Origin of the sequence: Nocardioides sp. NPDC127514 (genome assembly GCF_040302125.1) — a bacterium.
In the GTDB taxonomy this organism is placed as follows: Bacteria; Actinomycetota; Actinomycetes; order Propionibacteriales; family Nocardioidaceae; genus Nocardioides.
Genome location: NZ_JBEORF010000019.1, coordinates 13,648 through 33,461, shown reverse-complemented (window position 1 = coordinate 33,461; position 19,814 = coordinate 13,648). Strand labels below are relative to the sequence as shown.

Here is a 19,814-nt window from a genome sequence, read left to right as displayed (position 1 = left end):
ATTCTGACGCCGAAGGGTCAGTTTCTGCCATCGAGACGTCACCTTTCGGAACGTTCGGGGACAGAAACCGACCTTTCGGCGGGTCAGATGATGGCGGCAAGCTGGGCACGGGTCGGGACGTACGGCTCGATGCGGAGGACCATGTGGGCCTCCTCGGGGGTGCGGTTGCCCTTGCGGCCGTTGCACTTGCCGCACGCCGCCACGGTGTTCATCCACGTCCATCTGCCGCCGCGTGACTGTGGCAGCAGGTGGTCGATGGTGCGGGCGTGGCCGCCGCAGTAGGCACAACGATGTTGGTCGCGCTTGAGCACTCCCTCGCGGGAGTAGCCGGCCGGCCGGTACATCCAATGCATGGCGATATAACGGACCAGCCGCACCGCCTTGGGCCATGGATGTGGCCCGATCATCTTGTCGCCCTGTTGCTCGTGAACTACCGCCACCTCACGGAACAGCATCCGCACGGCGTGCTTGAACGAGACCCTTCCGAGCGGCTCGAAGGAGGCGTTATACAGGGTCACGGCGCCCATGGTCGTGGTCATACTCGGTTACCTCCCAGGAGAGTCGGATAGGGATCGCGTGCTGATCGGACAGAAACAAAAAGGGCCGCCCCGACGAGACAGACATGTCTCGCAGGAGCGGCCCGGAGTGATCCGGTGCGGCTATGCACCCAGGTCACTGTCGGCTCCCGCGGGCATGAGGGTCGCGCTCGTGCGCAGCGGTCAGCGACCAGGCCGCCGGGGCGGTGGTCGAGTGCTGCGTGCTCATGGTGGGCCCTTCAAAAGGTCAAGTGGTGGCACCCGGCGGCGAAACCGGGTGCTACCAGAATAGAGCGAACACCCTCCAGCTACCAACGGTTTTCCCAGGTCAGGAGCGTGTCTTTCCGGTTAACTACGCCCGACGTACGCCGTTTGGCCCCGTTAGCGCGACCCGGTCCGCCTCGCGGAGCCTCGGGATCAGCGCCTCGCCGACCCGGGCCACCTCGGTCCGGTAGGGCGTGTCCGAGAGGACGAAGTGGGTCACGCCGAGCTCCTGGTAGCGGCCGAGCGCGGCGGCGACGTCGTCCGCGGAGCCGACCAGCCAGGTGGTTCCGGCGCCACCGCCGCCGTACTTCCCAGGAGCGGTGTAGAGGCACTCGTCGAGCACGTCGCCACGGTCGGCGAGGTCGAGGAGCCGGCTCTGCCCGACCGCCGCCCGGCCCGACCGGCGGAACTCGCGGTCCCCGACGGAGTCGGCCATCCGGCGTACCTTCTCCTCCGCGTCACGCCAGGCCTCCTCGCGGGTGTCCCGGATCAGCGTGGTGATCCTCAGCCCGAACTCCAGGGGCGCGAGGTCGCGGTCCAGCGATTGCTCGAGGCCCTGCAGGCGCTCGACCCGCTCGGCGATGCCGTCCAGCGGCTCACCCCAGAAGAGCTGTACATCGGCCTCGGTCGCGGCCACCGCCTCGGCCTCCGGGGACGCGCCGCCGAAGTAGAGCCTGGGGTGCGGGCGGTCCTCGGTGGCGTACGGACGCGGGATGATGGTGGAGTCGGCGACCTGGAAGTGGTCGCCGTCGAAGGTCACGTTCTCCTCGGTCCACAGCCGCCGCACCAGCCGCATGAACTCCTTGGTCCGCGCGTAGCGGGCCGCACGTGAGTCCTCGCGATCGCCATAGGCGGCCAGGTCGTCCTGGCCGGAGACGATGTTGACGCGTACCCGACCACGACTGAGCTGGTCGAGGGTGGCGGCCGAGGTGGCGAAGTTGGCTGGGCGCCAGTAGCCCGGGCGGATCGCAATGAGCGGCTCGAAGGTCGTCGTGCGCGCAGCCAGGGCCGTCGCGACGGTGAAGGTGTCCGGCCTCCCCCAGCTGGTGCCGAGCAGGGCACCCGTCCAGCCGGCCTTCTCGACCGCCTCGGCGAGGCCGACCTGGTAGTCGAGGGTGCCGTAGCCCTCCTCCGGCGACGCGGTGTCGCCACGATGGCCGGTCTCGACGAAGTTGGGCAGGTACCAGAGGAGCTCGGGGTTCGTGGGGGCGTTCATTCCAGACTCCTTCGCATTGTCTATTGAGTTAATAGACTAACGCATCTGGTGTCGCTCCTCGGGACAGGCTCAGCCACTGAGCCAATTCCTGGGTATCGTCCGATCCATGGGCCTGACCTCCGATGAGCTGATCGACCTCGTTCTCGACCCCGGCACCTGGACGTCCTGGGACATCCCGCCCGCCCACGGCGAGGTCCCCGAGGCGTACGCCGCCGACCTGGCGCGCGCCCGGGAGCGGGCCGGGACCGACGAGTCGGTGGTCACCGGCGAGGCCCGGATCGCCGGGCGGCGGGTGGCCGTGGTGCTCTCCGAGTTCCGGTTCCTGGCCGGGTCGATCGGGCGCGCGTCGGCGGAGCGGCTGATCGCAGCCGTGGACCGGGCGACCCGCGAGGGGCTGCCGCTGCTGGCCGGCCCGGCGTCGGGCGGGACCCGGATGCAGGAGGGTACGCCGGCGTTCGTGCAGATGGTGCGCATCGCCGAGGCCGTCACCCGCCACAAGGCCGCCGGATTCCCCTACCTCGTCTACCTGCGCCACCCCACCACCGGCGGCGTGATGGCCTCGTGGGGATCCCTGGGCCACGTCACCGTCGCCGAGCCCGCGGCACTCCTCGGGTTCCTCGGTCCGAAGGTCTACGAGGTACTCAACGGCCGCCCCTTCCCCTCCGGCGTCCAGGTCTCGGAGAACCTGTTCGCCCACGGCCTCGTCGACGGCGTCGTACCTCCCGACGAGCTCGCCGGGCTCGTCGACCGCGTCCTGACGATCCTCGAGCTCCGGCCCGAGAAGCCACCCACGTCGGCCGAGACGTCGCTCGCGTCGGCCGAGAGGTCAGCCGGTGACGCTTCGGCCGACGGGGCCGACTTCTCGGCGGTCGACACCTGGGATGCGATCACGCGGTCCCGCCGCGCGGACCGGCCGGGGGCACGGGCGCTGCTCCGGATCGCCGCCTCGGACGTCGTACCCCTCAACGGCACCGGGCAGGGCGAGCGGGACCCGGGCCTGATCATCGCGCTGGCGCGCTTCGGGTCGGCGCCGTGCCTGGTGCTGGCCCAGGACCGGCGCGAGCAGGCACACCAGCCGCTCGGCCCGGAGGGACTGCGCGAGGCGCAGCGCGGGATGAAGCTCGCCGCCGGGCTCGGGCTCCCCGTCGTCACCGTCATCGACACCCCCGGCGCGGCGCTGTCGGCGGAGGCTGAGAACGGCGGCATCGCCGGCGAGATCGCGCGTACGTTGGGCACGCTCGTCAACGTCGAGACCCCGACGCTCAGCCTGATGCTGGGCGAGGGCAACGGCGGTGGCGCGCTCGCGTTCCTCCCTGCCGACCGGGTGGTCGCCGCCCAGCACGCCTGGCTCTCCCCGCTTCCTCCGGAGGGCGCGAGCGCGATCGTGTACGGCGACTCCGACCACGCCGCCGAGATGGCCGAGGCCCAGCGGGTCCTCGCCGTCGACCTCCAGCAGATCGGCGTGGTCGACCGGATCGTCGCGGAGTCCCCCGACGCCGCCGACGAGCCGGAGACGTTCTGCCGCCGGGTCGGAGAGGTCCTCGAGGACGAGCTGCTCGGGCTGCTCGCCTCCGGACCGGGCGAGCCGACCGCGCGGGCTGCTCGCTACGCGGGCTGAGGCGCGGCGCCGCGCACGCGAGGTGACGCCGCGTTCCCCCTTGCGCTCTGACTGAACACGTGTTTAGCATTAAACATGCGTTCAGCCCCTGCCGACCCGACGACCCGCGAGCGAATCCGCGACGCGGCGGTGGTGCGCTTCGCGCGTGACGGTTTCGGTGCCTCGGTCCGCTCGATCGCCACCGACGCCGGCGTGAGCCCGGCCCTGGTGATCCATCACTTCGGCTCCAAGGACGAGCTCCACGCGGAGTGCGACGAGCGGGTTCTCGCCGAGATCCGGGCGGCGAAGAACGAGACGATCGACGAGCTGGCGTCGGGCCAGGGCATCCTGCACAGGTTCGCCGCCGCGGACGAGTACGCACCGATGCTCGGCTACGTCCTCCGCTCACTGCAGGACGGCGGGCCGGTCGGCCGCACCTTCATCGAGCAGATGATCGAGGACGCGGTCGGCTACACCAAGCACGGCATCGAGGCCGGGCTGATCAAGCCCAGCCTCGACGAGACGGCCAGGGCCCGTTATCTGGTCCTCTCCGCCCTCGGCACGCTCATGCTCGAGCTCACCCTCAACCCGCCCAAGGACCCGAGGGACATCAGCGGCATGGTGCGTGGCTTCCTGTCCACGAGCTACCTGCCGATGATCGAGCTCTACACCCAGGGCGTCTTCACCACCCGCCGGATGCTCGACGAATACCTGCTCTACGTACCGGACCCGCCGCAGGACGCCGCCACGGAGCCCCCGTCTGCATGACGCCAGGCCCGTCGGCGTACGTCCTCCTACCCTCCCAACGCGGAAGCGAGTTCCCATGTCCGACAACATCCCCGCGGTCGAGATCGCGGGTCTGCACAAGTCCTTCGGTTCCTTCAAGGCCCTCGACGGCCTCGACCTGACCGTCCAGCACGGCCAGGTGGCCGGCTTCCTCGGCCCCAACGGTGCCGGCAAGTCCACCACGATCAAGGTCCTGCTCGGGCTGCTGCGCGCCGACTCCGGCACCGCCCGCCTCTTCGGCGGCGACGTCTGGCGTGACGCGGTCGAGCTGCACAAGCGGATCTCGTACGTCCCCGGCGACGTCAACCTGTGGCCGAACCTCTCGGGTGGCGAGTGCATCGACTACCTCACCCGGCTCAAGCCGGGCGGCGACAAGGCGAAGCGCAAGGCACGGAAGGCCGAGCTGCTCGAGCGGTTCGACCTCGACCCGACCAAGAAGGCGCGCACCTACTCCAAGGGCAACCGGCAGAAGGTCGCCCTGGTCGCAGCCTTCCTCGACCAGTCCGACCTCTACATCTTCGACGAGCCCACCTCCGGTCTCGACCCGTTGATGGAGGCGGTGTTCACCGAGTACGCCCGGGAGGCCAAGGCCGAGGGCTCCTCGGTGCTGCTCTCCAGCCACATCCTCAGCGAGGTCGAGAAGGTCTGTGACACCGTCACGATCATCCGCGCCGGCGTCGCCGTCGAGTCCGGCACGCTCGAGGAGCTGCGCCACCTGACTCGCTCCTCCGTCGTCGCCACGGTCGGCGGCGACCCGTCCGCGCTGCGCGGCCTGCAGGCCGTCAACGACCTCGAGACCAGCCAGAACGGTGCCGGCACGCGGGTCGCTTTCGACGTCGACAACCACGCCGTCGGCGACGTGCTCAAGACCCTGACCGACCTCGACGTACACGGTCTGACCATCACGCCGCCCTCGCTCGAGGAGCTCTTCATGCGCCACTACGGTGACGTCATCGAGTCCTCCGACACCGAGAAGGACGCGTCATGAGTGCGGTCGCGACCGTCGTCCCGCGACGTACGGCCCTGTCGGACTTCACCGGCACCGGCCACCTGATCTGGTTCATGCTCCGGCGCGACCGGATCCGGATCGCGGTATGGACCGTCCTGATCGCGCTGCTCTACCTCGCCTCGCTCGCCCCTGGCGGGGAGTACTCCGTGCTCGACGACGACCCGGAGGCCCGGGCCGCCAGGGCGGCGACGCTGAGCAGCCCCGCCATGATCGCCATGGCTGGGCCCGGCTACGGCCTCGACAACTACACGACCGGGGTCGCGGCTGCCAACGAGCTCATCCTGTGGGTGACGATCTCGCTCGCCGTGATGACGATCCTGCAGGTCGTACGCCACACCCGCGCCGAGGAGGAGTCGGGCCGCTCCGAGCTGATGCGGGCCGGTGTCCTCGGGCGGCACGCGCCGTCGATCGCGGTCATCGTCGAGGTCTTCCTGACCAACATGCTCGTCGCGACCGCCAGCACGCTGGCTCTCGTCGGGGTCGGGCTCGACCCGGTCGACTCGGCGGTGATGTCGTACGGGATCGCGCTCGCGGCGCTGGTCTACGGCGCTGTCGCGCTGGTTACCTCCCAGGTCTCGGAGAGCAGCGGCGGGGCGCTGGGCATGGCCTTCGGCGTTCTCGGTGTCACCTACGTCGCCCGCGTCATCGGCGACATCCAGGAGCCGCTGGGCAGCCCGCTCTCGTGGCTCTCCCCCATCGCCTGGGTGCACCAGACCCGCGTCTTCGTGGACACCCGGATCTGGCCGCTCGGCATCGCGGTGGTCGTGGCGTTCGTGCTCCTCGTGGTCGCCGCCGTCCTCGGCTCCCACCGCGACTTCGGCGCCGGCATGGTGCAGGTACGCCGCGGCCGGGCCGACGCCTCCCCGATGCTCGCCGGCCCGGTGGCCCTGGCCTGGGTGCGCCAGCGCGCCGGCCTGCTGTGGACCACGCTCGGTCTGGCGGCCATGTGGTTCGCCACCGGCACCATCCTCAACGAGGTGCCGAACATGGTCGAGGCGATGGGCGACAACCCGCTCTACGAGGATCTCCTCAAGGGCTCCGGCGACCAGCTCGTACGGACGTTCGCCGCCTTCATCGGCGCCTACTCGGCCTTCGGGGCCGCGGCGTACGGCATCATCATGACGCTCCGGGCCAAGGCGGAGGAGGACGCGACCAGGGCGGCACTGGTGCTCGCCAAGCCCGTCGCCCGGTTGCGCTGGCTGCTCTCGGGCACGCTGGTGGCGACCCTCGGGTCGCTGGTCGTGCTGTTCAGCGGCATCTGGGCGATGGCCCTCGGTGCGTACGTCGCCGGGCTCGACTCGATCAGCTTCGCCGACTTCACCGGCCTGGCTCTCGCCTACGTGCCCGCGGTGCTCGTGCTTCTCGGGTTCACACTCGCCCTCTACGCCTGGGTCCCCCGCGCCTCGGGGGCCGCCTGGGCCCTCTTCGGCTGGATGTTCGTTGTCCTCATCCTGGCCGACATGCTCGACCTCCCCGACTGGCTCCGCGGCCTCTCGCCGTACTGGTGGGTCGAGAACACCCTGGTCGACACCATGCCCGCCAGCCACACCCTCGGCTTGCTGGGCGTCGCGGTCGCGCTGCTCCTGGCCGCCCTCGTCGGCTTCCGCCGCCGCGACATCCACGGCTGACGCCTGCCGAGAAGTCACGTACGCCGGTCGAGTGGGCACCGTGGTGCCCACTCGACCGGCGTTGCTGACGTCTCGGCGGAGGCCGCGTCAGCCGGTGACAGTGAGCACCGGGATGTCGGGGTGCGCCCGGTAGCTCCCGTCGCCGGCGAGATCGGCGTCGGTGTAGCCATCACCGTTGCCTCCCACGTCGGAGATGCCGATCCACAGGTGGTAGCTCCCTGAGGGCGTACCTTGCGTGACGACCACATCGCCCTCCCACCAGCCGTCGAACACCGTTCCGCTCGTCCGCTTCAAGGTGATGCGCGGGAAGGACGGGTCGGAGCTGAACCCGCCGGACAGGACCGTCGCGTCGACTCCCTTGACGCCGGAGTTCGGCCCGTACGCGTCCGTCACCCGGGCACGGACATGGATCTTCGCGTCGCCGGCGGCCGCGCTCACGCTCGTCCGCGAGACCGTCACCTGCGCGAGCTTCGGGGGCGTCGTATCACGCCCCGGTCCTTTGACCTCGACGCGGGTGAGTGCGGCCGTGAGCTCGCGGACGTCACCAGCGGACCAGGTGCCCGCCGCGTATGCCTGATACGCCTCGGGGCCCATCCAGGTCGCCCGGAACCCGATGCGGTCCTCGGCGTCTACCACGACGTTGTAGATGCCGCCCGGGGAGTTCTTCGGAACGGTCAGCTTGGTCGTCCAGATCCCGTCGCGCATCGTGCCGGACGTCCTCGGGACCGCGTCCTGGCAGGCGACCCCGTCGTACATCGGATGCGGGTCGACGCTCGTCGCGATGCCCGGCTGCGAGAGACAGATGTCGACCCTGCCGATCCCCGCCTTGGGGTCGACACCGCGCACCGAGACCTGGACAGTCTTCGCGCCGGTGGTCACGTCGATGGTCTTCGGGGAGAGCGCGGTCACGCTCATCCTCGGGGGCTCGGTGTCGGGGTCGCGGTTCGCGACCGTGAGCGACCCCATCTCGTAGCCGCTGCCCATCCTGCCTGCGGCGTCCTCGGGCAGAACGCTCGCTCGCAGCGTGCCGGCCGGCGTATAGCGCGGGACGGTGATGACGTACTCCCACCAGCCGTCGCGGGGACCGCCGGAGACCTTCGTCATGTTCTGCATGTACAGCGAGGGCCCGCTGTTCGGGCGCTCGGGGTCGTTCACATGACCCTGCGCCCAGGTGACCCCGATGTCGTCGGTGAGGTGTGCCCGCACGCGCACCTTCACGTCGGCCAGGGTGGTGTCGATCGAGCTCGGGGAGAAGGTGACGCCGAGCACCTTCGGAGCCGACTTGTCGGTGCCGCACCCGCCGAGCAGGTAGTCATAGGTGTCATAGCTGCATCGGTTGACGCCGGTACCACCGGTCAGCTGGTCGGTCCCGGCGCCACCACTGAGGACGTCGTTGTGGCTCTCACCTTCGAGCTGATCGTTGCCGTCGCCGCCGGAGAGCTGGTCAGCGCCACTACCGCCCCTGACCTGGTCGGCTCCTGCATCGCCCCACAGTTTGTCAGCGTCGGCCTCGCCGAGGACCAGGTCGTTGTGGTTGCCGCCGTGCAGCTGGTCGTTGCCCGCTCCGCCGTACAGCCCGTCAGCGTTGTCTCCGCCGTAGGCTCGGTCGTTGCCCTTGCCGCCCAGGATGCGATCACCGCCTGTCCCGCCGTAGAGCACGTCCCAGCCGGTCCCACCGTTGATCGTGTCCGGATCGGCTTCGCCGTAGATCTGGTCGTGACCGTCATCGCCCTGGATCTGGTCGTTCCCGGAGCCACCGCGGATCGTGTCGTCCGAGGTTCCGCCGTAGAGGTAGTCGGACGAAGGTCCGCCGTAGAGGACATCCGCGCCGGCCTCACCACGGATGCTGTCGCGCCCGGTCCCACCGAGCAGCTTGTCGGTGCCATAGCTGCCGTAGATCCGGTCGTTGCCGCCGCCACCGTCGACCAGGTCGTTGCCGCTACGCGCATAGATGACATCGCTGCCGCCGCGACCGCAGATGACGTCGCGATGCGATGTTCCTCGCAGGACATCTGCGCCGGATGTGCCGACGATCGTGCAACGTACGCCGGTCGATGTTGTCGCCGCGCTTGCGGGACTCGCCACGAGCACGGTCGCCGAGGCGGCCGTCGCGACGATCCCGGCAAGCAGCGTGCGCCCCGTCAGGAGCACCATTCCTGCCTCCAGAAGATCCTCAGGCCCGCGTCAGCGCGGGCCTGAGGATCGTTCCAGATCCGATACCCCTCGAGGTAGCGAATTGCCGTTCTGTGGAGCGATTGTCGAACGGGTCAGAACAGCAGCGCCGTGCTCGGGTCTCCGACGATCCTGGCCACGTCGGCGAGGAAGCGGGAGCCGGCCTCGCCGTCGATATGGCGGTGGTCGAAGCTGAGCGCGAGGGTGCAGACGTCGCGGGGCTCGATGTGCTCGTCGTCGCCTTCGCCCACGACCCACGGTTGGCGCTTGACCGCGCCGACGGAGAGGATCGCGGACTCGCCCGGGTTGATGATCGGGGCGCCGCCGTCGATACCGAACGGACCGATGTTGGTGATCGTGAACGTCCCGCCGGTCTGGTCGGCCGGCGGGGTCTTGCCGGTGCGAGCGGTGACGGTGAGCTCGTTGATCGCGGTGCCGAGCTCGACCAGGGACATCCGGTCGGCGCCCTTCACGTTCGGCACCTGGAGACCCCTGGGGGTGGCCGCGGCGATGCCGAGGTTGACGTACTCCTTGAAGACGATCTCCTGGGCGGCCTCGTCCCACCACGAGTTGATGATCGGCGTACGTCGCATCGCCAGCAGCGACGCCTTGGCCACGATCAGCAGGGGGCTGACGCGGACCTCGGCGAAGTCGCGGTTGGCCTTGAGGCCGGCGACCAGCTCGGAGGTACGTGTCACGTCGATCGTCGTCCAGATCGTGACGTGCGGCAGGGTGAACGCGGAGTCCACCATCGCCTGGCCCATCTGCTTGCGCAGGCCCTTGATCGGCTCACGGCGCTCACCCCCGACCGGCGCTGCCGGCTCGGTCGACGACGCTGGGGCGGACGTCAGATTCTCCAGGTCGGCGGTGGTGATCACCCCGTCGTCCCGCTCGGGGGTGACGGTCGCCAGGTCCACACCCAGGTCGCGCGCGAGCTTGCGGGCTGTCGGCTTGGCGAGCACACCGGTGCCCGCGGCGGCTGCCGGCGCGGAGACGGTGCGGTTGCGGCGTACGACTGCGTCTTCCTTGGAGCCGTAGCCGACCAGCGTCAGCGGCTTCTCGGCTTCGTCCGGCTCAGGAGCTGACGCCTCGGCCGACGGGGCTGACGCCTCGGCCGACGGGGCTGACGCCTCGGCGGAGTCGCCGATGCGGATGATCGGGGTGCCGACCTGGACCTCGGTGCCGACCTCGACCAGAAGCTCCTGGACGACCCCGGCATAGGGCGAGGGGAGCTCGACGACGGACTTGGCGGTCTCGATGTCGCAGACGGGGTCGTTGACCTTGATGACGTCACCGACCGCGACGTGCCACTCGACGATCTCGGCCTCGGTGAGGCCCTCGCCGACATCCGGCAGCTTGAACTCGTTCACCATGCCAGGCTCCTGTCGACGGCATCGAGGACCCGGTCGAGGTCGGGGAGGAAGTACTCCTCCGCCCGCGCCGGCGGGTAGGGCGTGTCGAACCCGCCGACCCGCAGGACCGGCGCCTCCAGCGAGTGGAAGCACTGCTCCGTGATCCGGGCGGCGAGCTCGGCGCCGAGGCCGAGGTTGACGTGGGCCTCGTGGACGACGACGGCCCGACCCGTACGCCGCACCGACTCGTAGACCGGCGCCATGTCCAGCGGCGAGAGCGTGCGCAGGTCGATCACCTCGACCGACTTGCCCTCCCCCGCGGCCGCCTCGGCGGCGGTCAGCGCGGTCTTCACGGTGGGCCCGTAGGCCAGCATCGTCAGGTCGGTGCCGGTGCGCGTGACCCGTGAGGCGAACAGCGGACCAGGCGTGGCGTCGACGTCGACGTCGGCCTTGGTCGAGTGGTAGAGCCGCTTCGGCTCCAGGAAGATCACCGGGTCGGGATGGGAGATCGCCTGCTGGATCATCCAGTAGGCGTCGACCGGGTCCGAGCAGGCCACCACCTTGAGACCAGGGGTGTGCGCGAACTGCGCCTCCGGCGACTCGCTGTGATGCTCCACCGCGCCGATGCCGCCACCGAACGGGATCCGGATGACCATCGGCATCGCGACCCGGCCGCCGGAGCGGTAGTGGAACTTGGCCACCTGCGACACGATCTGGTCGTACGCCGGGTAGACGAACCCGTCGAACTGGATCTCCACCACCGGCCGGTAGCCCCGCAGCGCGAGCCCGACCGCCGTGCCGACGATCCCCGACTCCGCCAGTGGCGTGTCGATGACTCGGGCCTCGCCGAAGTCTTTCTGCAGCCCGTCGGTGATCCGGAAGACACCACCGAGCCGGCCGATGTCCTCGCCCATCAGGACGACCTTGTCGTCGTCCTCCATCGCGCGCCGGAGCCCTGCGTTGAGCGCCTTCGCCAGCGTCATCTTCGTCATCGAGAAGCCCCCTCGTGCTCGAAGGAGGAGAGGTACGCCGCGTAGCCGTCGCGCTGCTCCCGCAGCTCGTCGGGCAGCTCGGTGTAGACGTTGTCGAAGAGGCGTACGGGATCGGGCTCGGGGAGCGAGTGGATCCCGGCGCGCAGGCGCTCGCCGAACTCCTCGGCCTCGGCCTCCACCTTGGCGAAGAAGGAGGTCGAGGCGCCGCCGCCGCGGCGCAGATAGGCCTCGACCCGGGCGATCGGGTCCTTGAGCTTCCAGGCCTCGACCTCGTCGGAGACCCGGTAGCGGGTCGGGTCGTCGGTGGTCGTGTGGGCACCCATCCGGTAGGTGTAGGCCTCGATCATCGTCGGCCCGCCACCTTCGCGGGCCCGCTTGAGCGCCGACTTCATCACCTCGTACGTCGCCAGCACGTCGTTGCCGTCGACACGGATGCCCGGGAAGCCGAAGCCCTGGGCACGCTTGTAGAGCGGCACCTTGACCATCTGCTCGACAGGCTCGGAGATCGCCCACTGGTTGTTCTGGCAGAAGAAGACGACCGGGGCGTTGTAGGAGGCGGCGAAGACCATCGCCTCGTTGACGTCGCCCTGCGAGGACGCACCGTCGCCGAAGTGGGCCACCACGGCGGTGTCGCGGGTCGGGTCGCCGGTGCCGACGAGGCCGTCCATCTGGACACCCATCGCGTAGCCGGTCGCGTGCAGGGTCTGGGCGCCGATGACGATCGTGTAGAGCCCGAAGTTGTGCTCGGCGGGATCCCAGCCACCCTGGTCGGTGCCCCGGAAGAGTCCGAGCAGCTGCATCGGGTCGACGTCGCGACACCAGGCCACGCCGTGCTCGCGGTAGGTCGGGAAGACGAAGTCCTGGGGCGCGAGCGCGCGGGCTGCGCCGATCTGCGCCGCCTCCTGGCCCAGCAGCTGTGCCCACAGGCCCAGCTCGCCGTGGCGCTGCAGCGCGGTGGCCTCGACGTCGAGGCGGCGGGTCAGCACCATGTCGCGGTAGAAGCCGCGTACGGCCTCGTCCTCAGGTCGGTCGGGTGAGAACTCGAAGTCCGGGTGCGAGACCCGTTCTCCCTCGGGGTTCAGCAGCTGCACCATGTCGGTGTGGCTGGGGCTCGGATCCAGAAATTCAGTCATCACGCTTCCTTCACACGGGGTGGGGTTGCCACCGCTGGCTACGCCGATCACGGGCTTGTGATCCGTGGCACATCGGCATAGCCACACGGTACCCGGCCCCGGGGAGAGAAAGGGTCCGAGCGACGTGAACATAGACAACTAAGCAAGCGCTTAGTAAGTTCTACGGGACGCGCTGATGTCCCGGCCCAGGAGATGAGGAACCGATGACTCGATTTGCCCGAGTGGAGTCGCTCAAGAGCGACCTTGGCGTGGCTGACCTGGTGGAACTCCCGACACCACAGCTCGACGAGGGTGAGGTGCTGGCACGGATCGAACGCTTCGCCCTGACGACGAACAACATGACCTACGCCGTCTACGGCGACGCTCTGGGCTATTGGAATCTGTTCCCGGCCCAACAGTCCGGGTACGGCTGCATGCCGGCGTGGGGGCACGCGGAGATCATCGAGTCGAGGGCCTCCGACGTCCCCGTGGGGACGCGGGTCTTCGGCTACTTCCCCATCGCGACCCATCTGACGATGCGACCCACGTCGGTCACCTCGCGCAGCTTCGTCGACGGTGCCGGACACCGCACCGGGACGCCTCAGGTCTACAACCTCTACGAGTTCGAACCCCGAGAGTCCGATCCGCGCCTGGACAGCCTCACCGCCATCTTCCGCGCCCTGTTCATCACCTCCTACACCGCCGCCGACTACCTCCGTGATCGCGACTTCTTCGACGCCGAGCAGTTCGTGATCTCGAGCGCCTCGAGCAAGACGGCGTACGGCGCCGCCTACTGCCTCGCCGACTCACCGGCACAGCGAATCGCGCTCACCTCCGCCCGGAACGTCGAGTTCGTGAAGGGCCTCGGCCACTACACAGCGACACATGAGTACGCCGATCTGACAGCCATCGACAGCACCAGACGGACCGTGTACGTCGACCTGTCAGGCGATGGTGACCTGCGTCGCCGGGTGCACGAGCACTTCGGTGACCGGCTCGCGTTCGACTGCCTCATCGGGTCGACCCAAGCCGACGGCTTCCCCGAGGCCGACGACAGCCTCGTGGGACCGGCTCCGGTCTTCTTCTTCGCCGCCGTCCAGCTCGACGCCTACAAGGCCGAGGGCCAGTCGCGCGCGTTCATGCAGCGCTATCGACGCGACGAGCGAGCCTTCCTCGAGCGCGTAGGAGGAACGGAGCAGCCATCGATCGAGCTGCTCGAGCACACCGGCCTCGAGGACGCCCCGGCGGTGATAGCCGGATTCCACGACGGCTCGACGGACCCTGCCGTCGGCCACGTCTTCCTCCCCAACGCGGGCTGATTTCCCGTCGAGGGTCGGAATTTCCGTGGTCGCGACCGTCCGGCGCCGCTAGAGTCGCGCCCCCTAGACCACCGGAGGCGCACCATGTCCGATCCGTACGGCTACAGCCAGCCCATCGAACGGCCCACGACGCTGACGTACGCGGTCTACGGGATGTGGCTCGGCGGCCTGCTGAGTGTCGTCTCCTCCGTCTTCCTCCTCACCATGGACACCACCGAGATGAAGACGCTGATGATCACGGAGATGGAGAAGCAGCCGACGTACGACCCCTCCGTCTTCGACGCGCGGGAGATGGCGGACGTGTTCGTCCCGATCATTCAGATCGGCGGCGCCGTCTTCGGGCTGATCGCCATCGGGCTGTGGATCTGGATGGCGGTCATGAACGGGAAGGGCCGCAACTGGGCGCGCATCATCGCCACCGTGCTCGGCGCGCTCTCGCTCGCCGGGAGCCTGTCGAGCGTTGCCAACCTCGCCGGCAATGCGGCGCTCGGCGGCGCCACCATGCCGATGTCGGCCGGGAGCACGGTGCTCGCGATCATCGACCCGCTGCTGGTGATCGCGATCCTGGTGCTGCTGTGGGTGCGGCCGTCCTCGGCGTACTTCAATGCGGTCGGCGCCGAGCGTCAGCGTCAGCAGCAGGCGCAGCGCACCGGCTACTACGCCGGCTGAAGGAAAACCTTCTTTTCAGCCCAGCGACTCGCGCCCATGCGGCTCGTCCCAGCCGGAGAGGTCGGGACCGGCGGGGACGATCTGCGTCGGGTTCAGGTCGGTGTGGACGACGTAGTAGTGCTGCTTGATCTGGTCGAAGTCGAGCGTCTCGCCGATCCCTGGGGTCTGGTAGAGGTCGCGCGCGTAGGCCCACAGCGCGGGGAACTCGACCAGCTTCTGCCGGTTGCACTTGAAGTGGCCGTGGTAGACCGCGTCGAAGCGGGCCAGCGTCGTGAACAGCCGGATGTCGGACTCGGTGAGGTGGTCGCCGACCAGGTAGCGCTGCCCGGAGAGCCGCTCCTCGAGCCAGTCGAGGGCGGCGAAGAGACGTGAGTACGCCGCGTCGTACGCCTCCTGGGAACCGGCGAAGCCACACCGGTAGACCCCGTTGTTGACCTCGGTGAAGACCCGCTGGTTGACCTCGTCCATCTCCTCGCGCAGCGCCCGCGGCCACAGGTCGGGCGCGTCGTCGGCGAAGAAGTCGGTCCACTCGTGGAAGAAGTCGTGGGTGATCCACGGGAAGTCGTTGGTGACGACCTTGCCGGTGGCCTCCTCGACGATCGCCGGCACCGTGATGCCGCGCGGGTAGTCGGGGTATCGCTTGAAGTAGGCCTCCTGCAGCCGCTCGATACCGAGCACCGGGTCGACGCCACCGGGGTCGAGGTCGAAGGTCCACGACCGGGCGTCGTGCGTCGGGCCGGCGAGGCCGAGGGAGATGACGTCCTGCAGCCCGAGCAGGTTGCGGACGATGATCGCCCGGTTGGCCCACGGGCACGCGGCGGCCGCGACCAGCCGGTAGCGGCCCGGCTCGACCGGCCACAACGGCACGTCGCTCGGCCCGAACTCGGGCTTCCGCGCGTCTCGCGTGATCCGGTCCGGGATGTAGTTCATGTCCCGGTTGAACTCAGTGCCCGGTTGTACGTAGGTCGCCTTCTCCCGCATGGGCTCACTCTAACGTTGTGGTTGAATCCTGAAGCGAATCAGAGGAACGTCCAGGCGAGACCTGCCGCCTCCAGGATCAACCAGAACCGCAGCGCACGAGAGATGAGCACCGTGAGCGTGAAGATCGGCAGGTTGAACCGCAACGCGCCGAAGAGCACCGACATCACCGCGAGCGGCGGAAAGCCGGAGAGGCCCGACGCGGCCAGGAGTGCGGTGGCCAGAACCGGGCGACCCGAGGTCCGGGCGTACCAGCGGTCATAGGAGCCCTGCCACTTGGGCGACTCGAGCTTCTTCCTGATCCAGGGGATCTGGGTGGACCCACGACCGGCGTAGTACCAGACCACCTTGCCGCCGGTCTGGCCGAGACCGGCGACGAAACCGAGCAACGGCGGCCACCAACCGGAGTTCTGGGCGACGACGGACAGGTACGCCTCGGCGTTCATCACCGGGATGAGCGCAGAGCCGAGACAGAAGAGCAGGGTGCCGATCAGTAGTCTCATCTGGGCACGGGTATGCCGATCCTGAGGAGCCGTCCCAGCGAGACGCACTTCATGATCAGCAGGGCCGTGGCGATCGCCAGCCCCAGCCACATCCATCCGGTGACCAGCAGCAGGATCGCGAAGAGCCCGGAGTTGAGCGCCTTGCCGGGATGGGACCAGTTCCACCGCCACAACGTCCGGTCGATGACGTAGAAGTAGTTCGGGCTCTTGATCGGCCAGGCCAGGTAGGCGATCGAGAGGAAGCAGTCGATCACCATGAACTCCGCCAGGTAGACGAAGATCGCCGGCGACAGGTCGGGCTGCAGGAACGCCAGCCCAACGTAGAACGCCGCCGCGCAGAGACGGTCGGAGAAGATGTCGAGCACGCCGCCGATCCGTGTCTCCTCGTCGCGCCACCGGGCGACCGCGCCGTCGAGGCTGTCCCCGGCCCAGTAGACGACCAGCGCGATGACCAGGAGCGTCAGGCTGCCCTGAGACGCAGCGCTCGCCGACAGCACCACCGACGCGATGGTGCGTACGAACGTGATCACCGTCGCCGACGTCCACAGCCGTTCCGACTCGGGCCGGGCGCGCTCCTTGGCGTCGAGGACGACGGCGGTTTCGATCATGGTCCGGAGCATAGAGTGCCGATGGGCGTAGCCCGGTGGAATCGACCTGCGGCTCAGCGCTGTTCGCGCACCAGGGAGGCCACGAAGTCGAGCTTGTCCAGGACCGCGGGCGGGATGACGAAGGGATACAGATCGTCGTGGCCCATGGACCGGTTGATGACGTTCAGCGCGGCCGAGAGGGGCACCCAGATGTCGGTGACGACCTGCCGGAACGGCATCTCGGCGGGCACCGGGTCGGCGAGCCCGTACGCCGCCGCGGACCCGAGCGTGTCGCGGATGTGCAGGTAGTGGGCCCAGGTCTCGGCGAAGTCCTCGAAGGGGTGCATGGTGGCGTAGGTCGAGATGTAGTTCTCCGTCCAGCCCGCGGGTGGCCCTTCGGAGTAGTGGCGCTGGAGCGACTCCTCGTAGGAGACCGACTCGTCGCCGAAGACCTCGGTGCAGCGCTCCATCAGCTCAGGCCCACGGACCAGCTGCCACTCGTAGTAGTGGCCGACCTCGTGCCGGAAGTGGCCGAGCAGCGTGCGGTAGGGCTCGTCGAGCGTCGCCCGGACGTGCTCACGATAGGCGTCGTCGGACTCGGCCAGGTCGATCGTGATCACGCCGCCGTCGTGACCGATGACCACGTCGGGGGTGGACGCGACGCCGTCGCTGGCCAGCAGGTCGAAGGTGAGCCCCTCGGCCGGGTCCTCGGCCTTGGTACGGATCTCCAGACCGAGGTTGTCGAGCTCGACCACGAGGTGACGTTTCGCCTGTTCGGCAAGGGAGTACTGCTGCTGGACGAACTCGGGCGCGGCGTCGTTGGGCCGGGTCCGGGTCAGCTCGCAGGCGAAGCAGATGCCGCCTTCGATACGGGCCAGCCAGGTGCATCCCGTCTCGAGCGTGTTGGCGCAGACCCACCAGATGTAGCCCTCGCTGTCGACGTACCTGCCCTCGGACGAGACCGGAACGATCGCGCGCTCCTCGCGGGAGTAGGCGAGCCGGGTGCCGCACGAGACGCACGCCGAGTTCTCGAAGTAGAGACGGTTGCCGCACTCCCGACAGGTGAACGCTTCCATGTCGCCCATCATCGGCCGTCTCAGGCCGTCCCCCAGCTCTCGACGCGCCACTCGCCGTCCTCCCGGACGAGGACCACGACCATCGACTCGTCGGGTACGGAGCCGTCCTCGGCCGTGTAGGAGACCCTGACGGTGACCTGAGCGGCGTCGCCGTACATCTCCGGCTCACCGAAGACCATGTCCCGGCTCACCGCGCGCGGGTTGGGGTCGGCGTAGGTGCGCTTCCCCTCCGCGGCGTCGATCATCGCGCTCGCGCCGCCACCGTCGAGAAGCTCGTCGCCCTCGTCGGAGGCCAGCTCGTAGAGGGTCGTGACCGAGGTGGTCTCCATGAACTCGCGGGTGACCTCGGCCGGGGTCGAGCCGCGCGCCAGCAGCCAGAGCGTGAGCGCGGTGAGAGCCGCGGCGACCACCAGCACTCCGGATATGCGTACTCCGCGACGCCAGCGGCTGCCGCGGGTCACGATGCTCGCCCGCTGCGGAGGCTGTCCCACGAGCAACACCGTAACTTCACTCCTGCTGGTCGGGGGCCACATCGACAGAGACGGTCAAGGTCGAGGTGGTGGCTTCGGTGTAGATGACCCCCTTCACAGGAGGCACATCGGCATAGTCACGCCCCCAGGCGACGCTCACGTAGCGATCGTCGGCTCTGGTGTCGTTCGTCGGGTCGAGGGCGAGCCACTGGCCCGTCCCCGCGCCGCTGCGGTCTGCCCCGTAGTGGGGCACCCACACCTCCACCCAGGCATGGGAAGCATCGGCTCCGACGAGCCGCGGCTTCCCCGGCGGAGGGGTGGTGGCGAGGTAGCCGGAAACATAGCGGGCCGCGAGCCCGTGCGCTCGAAAACAGGCCAACATCAGGTGAGCGAAATCCTGGCAGACACCACCCTCGGCCTCGAAGATCTCCGGGATCGTCGAAGTGACCGTCGTGGCGGTGTCGTCGTAGTCGAACCCGGCATGGATCCGATGCATCAGATCCTCCGCCGCCTCCACGATCGGTCGCTGTTCGGTCAAGGAGACGGCACCGAAGTCGTACGCCTCCTGGGTGTGCTCCACCAGCGGCGACGCCACCGCCAGGTCGGTCGCCCGCCAGGCGCCGGGGATCGTCGGGTCGACCAGCGGCCGCGCCCGCTCCCACGGCTGGTCGAAGCTCGCCTCGTCATAGACCGGCGTGCTGACCTCGACCTCCGAGACCGCCGTGATCTCGAGCAGCCGATGCGGCTCGAGGACCTGGAAGTACGTCACCGTGTTGCCGTAGAAGTCGACATCGCTCGACTGGTCCGCGGGCGCCGGCGTGATCCGGACCTCGGCCTTCTCGACATGCTGGTGAGGCAGTTCCCGCGGCGTGACGTTGGCGATCCCGAACGAGTTCGTCACGTCCTCGTCATAGGAGTAGGTCGTCGTGTGGTTGACCCGGTATCTCACCCGCCGGATGCTATCCCGAGCACCGCCACGTCGCCGGGGTCGATGAAGTCTCGTGCCTCGAATTCGCCATCCCCGTCGATCCACCGCACACGAAGCGCCCCGCTCGGCGAGATCTCGACGATTCGACCCCGATGGCCACGAGCCGGCGGCCCAGATGCGCTGCCGAACACCGCCAGTCTCCAGGCGTCGATACATGGGTCCCAGCCGTTGTCCCCAAGAACCGGCCCGATCCACATGACCGAGGCACCGACGACGTACGGCGACGGCTCCGGATCGTCCACGACGTCATGAACGATCCCCTTCCAATCTGGCCTGCTGCGGACAGCACGGACCGCGTCGTCGAACTCAGCTTCGGAGACCACTCGTAGGTTCTTCACCTCATAGACCGCATCAGGGCAGTACCAGCCGTCCTTGTCGAGCCACGAGACGAACGTCCAACCGTCGGGCAAGTCCTCCACAACGACCCCCGGAAGTGCTGGCGGAGCGCCTTCGACGGGAGGTCGTCTCCCCACCCAGACCACGCGCCGACCGCGCGGCCGATTGCGGGAAGCCTTCTCGTGCTCGCGATCAGACGTACTGTCCATGCCACCAACCTATGC

The 19,814-nt window shown here is 68.8% G+C and carries 19 protein-coding genes; 6 read left to right on the top strand and 13 right to left on the bottom strand.

The features are described from left to right. Positions 1-83: 83 nt before the first annotated feature. A complete protein-coding gene (locus ABTX24_RS16270; RefSeq protein WP_350718554.1) occupies positions 84-539 on the bottom strand; it encodes an HNH endonuclease in 456 nt (151 codons plus the stop codon). Between the two features lie 349 nt (positions 540-888). After that, complete coding sequence (locus ABTX24_RS16265; RefSeq protein WP_350840929.1) at positions 889-2,016, bottom strand: LLM class flavin-dependent oxidoreductase; 1,128 nt, start codon at positions 2,014-2,016, stop codon at positions 889-891. Between the two features lie 106 nt (positions 2,017-2,122). Between ABTX24_RS16265 and ABTX24_RS16260 the strand changes: the two genes are divergently transcribed. The 4 genes from ABTX24_RS16260 to ABTX24_RS16245 all read left to right on the top strand — a co-directional run bounded on the left by ABTX24_RS16260 (position 2,123) and on the right by ABTX24_RS16245 (position 7,036). Next, positions 2,123-3,634, top strand: coding sequence for a carboxyl transferase domain-containing protein (locus tag ABTX24_RS16260; RefSeq protein ID WP_350840927.1), 1,512 nt, complete (start codon positions 2,123-2,125; stop codon positions 3,632-3,634). A gap of 75 nt (positions 3,635-3,709) precedes the next feature. Beyond that, positions 3,710-4,381, top strand: a complete 672-nt coding sequence (locus tag ABTX24_RS16255; protein WP_350840926.1) for a TetR/AcrR family transcriptional regulator — start codon at positions 3,710-3,712, stop codon at positions 4,379-4,381. A 55-nt stretch (positions 4,382-4,436) separates the two neighbouring features. Then, on the top strand, positions 4,437-5,387 hold the full coding sequence (locus ABTX24_RS16250; protein WP_350840924.1) for an ABC transporter ATP-binding protein: 951 nt from the start codon (positions 4,437-4,439) through the stop codon (positions 5,385-5,387). After that, positions 5,384-7,036 (top strand): ABC transporter permease, encoded by a 1,653-nt coding sequence (locus ABTX24_RS16245; RefSeq protein WP_350840922.1) that lies wholly within the window; start codon positions 5,384-5,386, stop codon positions 7,034-7,036. Before ABTX24_RS16250 ends, ABTX24_RS16245 begins: the two co-directional genes overlap by 4 nt. Positions 7,037-7,123: 87 nt before the next feature. Here the strand turns inward: ABTX24_RS16245 and ABTX24_RS16240 are convergent, their stop codons facing one another. From ABTX24_RS16240 to pdhA, 4 genes are all read right to left on the bottom strand, one after another. Continuing rightward, complete coding sequence (locus ABTX24_RS16240) at positions 7,124-9,190, bottom strand: calcium-binding protein (protein ID WP_350840920.1); 2,067 nt, start codon at positions 9,188-9,190, stop codon at positions 7,124-7,126. Positions 9,191-9,303: 113 nt separating this feature from the next. Continuing rightward, on the bottom strand, positions 9,304-10,581 hold the full coding sequence (locus tag ABTX24_RS16235) for a dihydrolipoamide acetyltransferase family protein (RefSeq protein ID WP_350840918.1): 1,278 nt from the start codon (positions 10,579-10,581) through the stop codon (positions 9,304-9,306). Next, complete coding sequence (locus ABTX24_RS16230; RefSeq protein ID WP_160026532.1) at positions 10,575-11,552, bottom strand: alpha-ketoacid dehydrogenase subunit beta; 978 nt, start codon at positions 11,550-11,552, stop codon at positions 10,575-10,577. The genes ABTX24_RS16235 and ABTX24_RS16230 overlap by 7 nt, the downstream gene beginning before the upstream one ends. Beyond that, positions 11,549-12,685 (bottom strand): pyruvate dehydrogenase (acetyl-transferring) E1 component subunit alpha, encoded by a 1,137-nt coding sequence (gene pdhA / locus ABTX24_RS16225; RefSeq protein ID WP_201451197.1) that lies wholly within the window; start codon positions 12,683-12,685, stop codon positions 11,549-11,551. Before pdhA ends, ABTX24_RS16230 begins: the two co-directional genes overlap by 4 nt. 248 nt (positions 12,686-12,933) lie before the next feature. On the opposite strand from pdhA, the gene ABTX24_RS16220 reads away from it, so the two are divergent. Further along, complete coding sequence (locus tag ABTX24_RS16220; protein WP_350840916.1) at positions 12,934-13,983, top strand: DUF2855 family protein; 1,050 nt, start codon at positions 12,934-12,936, stop codon at positions 13,981-13,983. Between the two features lie 84 nt (positions 13,984-14,067). Continuing rightward, complete coding sequence (locus ABTX24_RS16215) at positions 14,068-14,652, top strand: hypothetical protein (protein WP_350840914.1); 585 nt, start codon at positions 14,068-14,070, stop codon at positions 14,650-14,652. Positions 14,653-14,667: 15 nt separating this feature from the next. On the opposite strand, the gene ABTX24_RS16210 is transcribed toward ABTX24_RS16215, so the two are convergent. From ABTX24_RS16210 to ABTX24_RS16180, 7 genes are read right to left on the bottom strand one after another with little or no spacing between them, the layout of a single operon-like run. Further along, complete coding sequence (locus ABTX24_RS16210; RefSeq protein ID WP_350840912.1) at positions 14,668-15,633, bottom strand: glutathione S-transferase family protein; 966 nt, start codon at positions 15,631-15,633, stop codon at positions 14,668-14,670. A 38-nt stretch (positions 15,634-15,671) separates the two neighbouring features. After that, positions 15,672-16,133 carry a hypothetical protein gene (locus ABTX24_RS16205; protein ID WP_350840910.1) on the bottom strand — a complete coding sequence of 154 codons (462 nt, stop codon included), beginning with the start codon at positions 16,131-16,133 and terminating at the stop codon, positions 15,672-15,674. Then, positions 16,130-16,741 carry a CDP-alcohol phosphatidyltransferase family protein gene (locus tag ABTX24_RS16200; RefSeq protein WP_350718528.1) on the bottom strand — a complete coding sequence of 204 codons (612 nt, stop codon included), beginning with the start codon at positions 16,739-16,741 and terminating at the stop codon, positions 16,130-16,132. The genes ABTX24_RS16205 and ABTX24_RS16200 overlap by 4 nt, the downstream gene beginning before the upstream one ends. Before the next feature lie 53 nt (positions 16,742-16,794). Then, positions 16,795-17,796 (bottom strand): zinc-binding metallopeptidase family protein, encoded by a 1,002-nt coding sequence (locus tag ABTX24_RS16195; RefSeq protein ID WP_160026525.1) that lies wholly within the window; start codon positions 17,794-17,796, stop codon positions 16,795-16,797. Positions 17,797-17,816: 20 nt separating this feature from the next. Further along, positions 17,817-18,287, bottom strand: a complete 471-nt coding sequence (locus ABTX24_RS16190; protein WP_350840908.1) for a nuclear transport factor 2 family protein — start codon at positions 18,285-18,287, stop codon at positions 17,817-17,819. 16 nt (positions 18,288-18,303) lie between these two features. Further along, a complete protein-coding gene (locus tag ABTX24_RS16185) occupies positions 18,304-19,215 on the bottom strand; it encodes a transglutaminase family protein (protein WP_350840906.1) in 912 nt (303 codons plus the stop codon). Continuing rightward, positions 19,212-19,799, bottom strand: a complete 588-nt coding sequence (locus ABTX24_RS16180; RefSeq protein ID WP_350840904.1) for a hypothetical protein — start codon at positions 19,797-19,799, stop codon at positions 19,212-19,214. The genes ABTX24_RS16185 and ABTX24_RS16180 overlap by 4 nt, the downstream gene beginning before the upstream one ends. Positions 19,800-19,814 lie beyond the last annotated feature (15 nt).

Bases quoted from the DNA above. Each gene is read 5' to 3' on its own strand.
- ABTX24_RS16270 (WP_350718554.1), bottom strand. From the start codon at position 539: ATGACCACGACCATGGGCGCCGTGACCCTGTATAACGCCTCCTTCGAG.
- ABTX24_RS16265 (WP_350840929.1), bottom strand. From the start codon at position 2,016: ATGAACGCCCCCACGAACCCCGAGCTCCTCTGGTACCTGCCCAACTTC.
- ABTX24_RS16260 (WP_350840927.1), top strand. From the start codon at position 2,123: ATGGGCCTGACCTCCGATGAGCTGATCGACCTCGTTCTCGACCCCGGC.
- ABTX24_RS16255 (WP_350840926.1), top strand. From the start codon at position 3,710: ATGCGTTCAGCCCCTGCCGACCCGACGACCCGCGAGCGAATCCGCGAC.
- ABTX24_RS16250 (WP_350840924.1), top strand. From the start codon at position 4,437: ATGTCCGACAACATCCCCGCGGTCGAGATCGCGGGTCTGCACAAGTCC.
- ABTX24_RS16245 (WP_350840922.1), top strand. From the start codon at position 5,384: ATGAGTGCGGTCGCGACCGTCGTCCCGCGACGTACGGCCCTGTCGGAC.
- ABTX24_RS16240 (WP_350840920.1), bottom strand. From the start codon at position 9,190: ATGGTGCTCCTGACGGGGCGCACGCTGCTTGCCGGGATCGTCGCGACG.
- ABTX24_RS16235 (WP_350840918.1), bottom strand. From the start codon at position 10,581: ATGGTGAACGAGTTCAAGCTGCCGGATGTCGGCGAGGGCCTCACCGAG.
- ABTX24_RS16230 (WP_160026532.1), bottom strand. From the start codon at position 11,552: ATGACGAAGATGACGCTGGCGAAGGCGCTCAACGCAGGGCTCCGGCGC.
- pdhA (WP_201451197.1), bottom strand. From the start codon at position 12,685: ATGACTGAATTTCTGGATCCGAGCCCCAGCCACACCGACATGGTGCAG.
- ABTX24_RS16215 (WP_350840914.1), top strand. From the start codon at position 14,068: ATGTCCGATCCGTACGGCTACAGCCAGCCCATCGAACGGCCCACGACG.
- ABTX24_RS16210 (WP_350840912.1), bottom strand. From the start codon at position 15,633: ATGCGGGAGAAGGCGACCTACGTACAACCGGGCACTGAGTTCAACCGG.
- ABTX24_RS16205 (WP_350840910.1), bottom strand. From the start codon at position 16,133: ATGAGACTACTGATCGGCACCCTGCTCTTCTGTCTCGGCTCTGCGCTC.
- ABTX24_RS16200 (WP_350718528.1), bottom strand. From the start codon at position 16,741: ATGATCGAAACCGCCGTCGTCCTCGACGCCAAGGAGCGCGCCCGGCCC.
- ABTX24_RS16195 (WP_160026525.1), bottom strand. From the start codon at position 17,796: ATGGAAGCGTTCACCTGTCGGGAGTGCGGCAACCGTCTCTACTTCGAG.
- ABTX24_RS16180 (WP_350840904.1), bottom strand. From the start codon at position 19,799: ATGGACAGTACGTCTGATCGCGAGCACGAGAAGGCTTCCCGCAATCGG.